Genomic DNA, 2,523 nt, shown 5'->3' on the forward strand with positions numbered 1-2,523 from the left:
GCTCAGCACCGTCCTCAGCTTCGCGCTGATCGGCACGGGACTCGTCGTCCGCACCTTCCGCAGCGCCGGGCTGCACTTCTCCGCGGCGCGCGCGCGGGAGATGCTGCGGTTCGGCGCGCCGTTCGTCGTCGCCAACCTCGGGGCGTTCGTCCTGACCTTCTCCGACCGCTACTTCCTCAAGGCGTACGCCGACCTCGGCGCCGTGGGGATCTACGCCCTCGGCTACAAGATGGGGTTCCTGCTCTGGGCCTTCGCGGTGGCGCCGGTGATGAGCATCTGGGAGGCGCAGCGGTTCGAGCTGGCCAACCGCGGGGCGGAGAAGGAGGCGACGAAGCGGCTCTTCCTGACGTTCAACACCGTCCTGATGTTCGTCGCGCTGGGGATGACGCTGTTCGCCCGCGACGTCTTCCGCCTCATGTCCGACGCCGCGTTCTGGGACGCCTACCGCGTCGTGCCGGTCGTCCTCGCCGCCTACATCGTCCAGGCGTGGACCGCGCTCTGCAACTTCGGCGTGCTCTACGCGAAGGAGACGAAGCACCTCGCGCGGGGCGCGGTCTGGTCGGCGGTCCTGATCATCGCGCTGAGCTTCGCCCTGATTCCGACGTTCGGCGGGATGGGCGCGGCCTGGGCGACGCTGCTGGCGTTCGTCCTCCGCTTCTGGATCGTCTACCGCGCGTCGCAGCGGCTCTGGCCGCTCGACTACGCGTGGGGGCGGGTCCTTCCGCTCTGCGGCCTCGCGGCGCTCTTCGTCGCGCCGGTCTACCTCGTGTCGATCGAGAGCGTCCCGCTGTCGCTGGCGTTCGACGCCTTCGTGATGCTGGCGTTCGTCGCCACGGCGTCCGCGCTGCCGTCCGTCGGCGGCGACTTCCGCGCGGCGGCGCTGCTGGTCCTCAAGAAGCGGCAGAAGGCGTTCCGCTTCGGCGAATAGGTCGTCGCCGGCGCCGCGGGACCGGGTCGGGCGAAGCGGCCCGCGCCGCGGCGTCCGAGCCCTTCGCCTCGTACCTTCCAACCTCGTCGCGGACGGCCGCGGCTCGTCGGCCGTCGCGGAACGTTTGCGCGGCGGGTTCGGAGGACGCCGGGCGCCGCGCGGAGACGCGAAGATGTCCGGCGCAGAGACGCCGATCCGCGCCATCCTCGACGCCAACGTCGGATTCAGGACGCCGGATCTCTGGCTCGACTACGCGGCGCGGCACGCCTTCGAGCGGGTCGCCGCGGCGCGCGTTCCGCTCTGCCCCGACTGCGGCGAGCCGCCGCTGCGCCGGCTCGGCCAGTACGTCTACTACAGCACGCTGATCCACCTGAAGGAGTGCGGCGTCTGCGGCTTGATCTGGGCCGACGCGCGCATCGACCCGGAAGTGACGCGGCGCCACTTCGAGCGCGCCTACAAGGACGACGAGTACTTCGCGGCGCGGCGGGCGATCTACCGGCACCTGGCGCGGATCGTCGACCGCCGGGCGCCGCCCGGCGGACGCGTCGTCGACCTCGGCGGCGCGGTCGGCCATCTCATGGCGCTCTTGGCGGCGAGCCGCCCCAACCTGAAGATCGTCGTGTGCGACGTCTCGAGCAGGGCGGCGACGATCGCCCGGGAGCGGTTCGGCCTCGAGACGGTCTGCGGCGGCTTCGAGACGCTCGCGCGCGGCGCGTCGCGCTTCGACGTCGTCGTCCTGAGCGACGTGCTGTACTACGAGCCGCGCTTGCCGTTCTTCTGGTCGGCGCTGCCGCGAATTCTCGAGGAGGACGGCGCCGTGGTTCTCCGCGTGCCGAACAAGCTGCGCGCGATCCGCGCCGCTCAGGCGGCGCGCCGCGCGTTCTCCTCCCGCCCCCGACTGTTGCGCCAGGACAGGATCCCGTTCTTCAACCCGGAGCACATCTTCGTCTTTTCGAGACGGTATCTCGCCGCGCGCCTGCGGGGACTCGGCTTCGAAACGGTGCGCGTTCATCCATCGCCTCCGCTCGGCGGAGGCAGGGCGCGCGACGCGGCGGCGCGCGTCCTGTATCTCGTCGCGCGGTGCGCGGCGGGCGCGACGGGCGGCCTGCTCGCGCCGACGCCCGGCATCGTGATCGAGGCGGCGCGCGCGCCGCGGGCGAAGAAGGCGGAGCGGAGACTCAGCGGCGGGCCGTCGTCGTGACGTGGTCTCCGGAATCTCCGCGGGCGCCCGCGGTTCGACGCCCGCCGAGCCGACGCCGCAGCGCCGCGCCGACGAGCCGGCCCCACGGCGCGACGGGGCCCCAGCCGGACGTCCAGCCGAAGGCGGCGCGGGGACGTTCCAACAGCTCGTCGTACGCCGCCGCGAGTTCCTGCACGTTGCGCTGAATCGTGAAGCGCTCCCGCACCAACGTCCGCCCCGCCTCGCCGAGGCGGCGGCGCAGCCCGGGGTCGTCCACCAGCGCGCGAAGCGCGGCGGCGAGCGCGGGCGGGTCGTTCGGCGGGACGAGCAGGCCGGTCGCGCCGTCCCGCACCTGCTCGACCACGCCGCCGACGGCGGTCGAGACCACCGGCACGCCGAAGGCCGCGGCTTCCGC

The 2,523-nt window shown here is 72.9% G+C and carries 3 protein-coding genes; 2 read left to right on the forward strand and 1 reads right to left on the reverse strand.

Annotation, left to right across the window (positions count from 1 at the left end):
- The coding region (locus LLG88_05645) for a polysaccharide biosynthesis C-terminal domain-containing protein (GenBank protein ID MCE5246390.1) at window positions 1–928 on the forward strand (928 nt) is incomplete at its 5' end.
- A gap of 172 nt (window positions 929–1,100) precedes the next feature.
- Window positions 1,101–2,129 carry a methyltransferase domain-containing protein gene (locus tag LLG88_05650; protein ID MCE5246391.1) on the forward strand — a complete coding sequence of 343 codons (1,029 nt, stop codon included), beginning with the start codon at window positions 1,101–1,103 and terminating at the stop codon, window positions 2,127–2,129.
- On the opposite strand, the gene LLG88_05655 is transcribed toward LLG88_05650, so the two are convergent.
- On the reverse strand, window positions 2,107–2,523 hold a 417-nt coding region (locus LLG88_05655), incomplete at its 5' end, for a glycosyltransferase (GenBank protein ID MCE5246392.1). The genes LLG88_05650 and LLG88_05655 overlap by 23 nt on opposite strands.

The organism is bacterium, assembly GCA_021372775.1.
In the GTDB taxonomy this organism is placed as follows: Bacteria; Acidobacteriota; Polarisedimenticolia; order J045; family J045; genus JAJFTU01.